Here is a 1,781-nt window from a genome sequence, read left to right on the forward strand (position 1 = left end):
GGGCCGCGGGCGCCGACCACGGCGGCGCGGCCGGGGAGGCCGTCGGCGAACTTGACCGGGATCACCCCCGCTCCCGCGTGGTCGAGTCGGGGCGGGTCCCCGGCGTAGGGTGGGGCGCGTGACTGTGGTGCCGGAGGGTCGGAAGCTGCTGCGGCTCGAGGTCCGCAACAGCCAGACACCGATCGAGAAGAAGCCGTCCTGGATCAAGACCCGTGCGCGCATGGGACCCGAGTTCACCGAGTTGAAGGGGCTGGTGAAGCGGGAGGGACTGAACACCGTCTGCGAGGAGGCGGGCTGTCCCAACATCTACGAGTGCTGGGAGGACCGCGAGGCGACGTTCCTCATCGGCGGCGACCAGTGCACCCGCCGGTGCGACTTCTGCCAGATCGACACGGGCAAACCCGCCGAGCTCGACCGGGACGAGCCGCGCCGGGTCGCCGAGAGCGTGCAGGCGATGGGCCTGCGGTACTCCACCGTGACCGGGGTGGCGCGCGACGACCTGCCGGACGGCGGTGCCTGGCTCTACGCCGAGACCGTGCGCCAGATCCACGCGCTGAACCCGGGCACGGGCGTCGAGCTGCTCATTCCCGACTTCAACGCCGACGACGACCAGCTCGCGGAGGTGTTCGGTGCCGAGCCCGAGGTGCTGGCTCACAACACCGAGACGGTGCCGCGTGTGTTCAAGCGCATCCGCCCGGGTTTCCGTTACGAACGGTCCCTCGAGGTGATCCGCCGTGCCCGCGAGGCGGGCCTGGTGACCAAGTCGAACCTGATCCTCGGCATGGGCGAGACCCCGGACGAGGTCGAGCCCGCCATGCGCGATCTCGTGGAGGCCGGCTGCGAGATCCTCACCATCACGCAGTACCTGCGTCCGTCGGTGCGGCACCACCCGGTGGACCGCTGGGTCAAGCCGGAGGAGTTCGTCGAGCACACGCGGGTCGCCGAACAGCTCGGGTTCGCCGGGGTGATGGCCGGGCCGCTGGTGCGGTCGAGCTACCGGGCGGGCAAGCTCTTCGCCAAGACGAAGCAGCACCGCGGCGAGCCGCTGCCGGAGAACCTCGGGCACCTGGCCGCCGCGGCCCCGGCCGCGCAGGAGGCGAGCAGCGTCCTCGCACGGCAACGCTGACCCGTTCCGGGGGAACCCGCGCCGAGGCGGACCGCGCGGGCGCTAGGGTCGTCGGCGTCGACCGGCCACCGGAACGGCGGAGGCGGGGACAACGACGACACAGGGGGCGCCCGTGGTAACCGAGGTACTCGACTGGCTACAGAGCCAGCCGCAACCCGCGCTGGTCGGCGCGACGGGCCTGCTCGTACTGCTCGAGTGCACGATCGGCCTCGGGTTCCTCGCCCCCGGTGAGTCCGGATTGCTCATCGCGGCGACGACGGCGACCACGGCGCCGAGGTTCCTCGTGCTGTGGGCCGTGGTCACCGTCTGCGCCAGCGTGGGCGACTCGATCGGGTACGCCCTCGGCAGGAGGTTCGGGCCGAGGTTGCGGGAGACCCGGCTGATCCAGCGGTACGGCACGGATGCGTGGGACCGGGCGACCGACATCCTCCACCGGCGTGGCGCATGGGCGGTGTTCTTCGCCCGGTTCCTGCCGGTGGTGCGCACGCTCACCCCGGCGGCGGCGGGCACGTCGAGGCTGCCCTTCCGCAAGTTCCTGCCCGCCGTGTTCGCCGGAGCCGTGTCGTGGTCGGCCCTGCACATCGGCCTGGGCGCCGCCCTCGGCGAGGCCGCCCGGCGGGTCGAGGACGTGCTCAGCACCGGCGGCGCGATCGTG

The 1,781-nt window shown here is 72.3% G+C and carries 2 protein-coding genes; both read left to right on the top strand.

The features are described from left to right. Window positions 1-118 precede the first annotated feature (118 nt). Entirely contained in the window at window positions 119-1,126 is a 1,008-nt protein-coding gene (lipA, locus tag SACSA_RS0117500) for a lipoyl synthase (protein ID WP_028661986.1), read from the top strand. Between the two features lie 112 nt (window positions 1,127-1,238). Then, window positions 1,239-1,781: DedA family protein (locus tag SACSA_RS0117505; protein ID WP_019819032.1), on the top strand; the 543-nt coding region annotated here is incomplete at its 3' end.

This window comes from Saccharomonospora saliphila YIM 90502 (assembly GCF_000383795.1).
GTDB classification, from domain to species: domain Bacteria; phylum Actinomycetota; class Actinomycetes; order Mycobacteriales; family Pseudonocardiaceae; genus Saccharomonospora; species Saccharomonospora saliphila.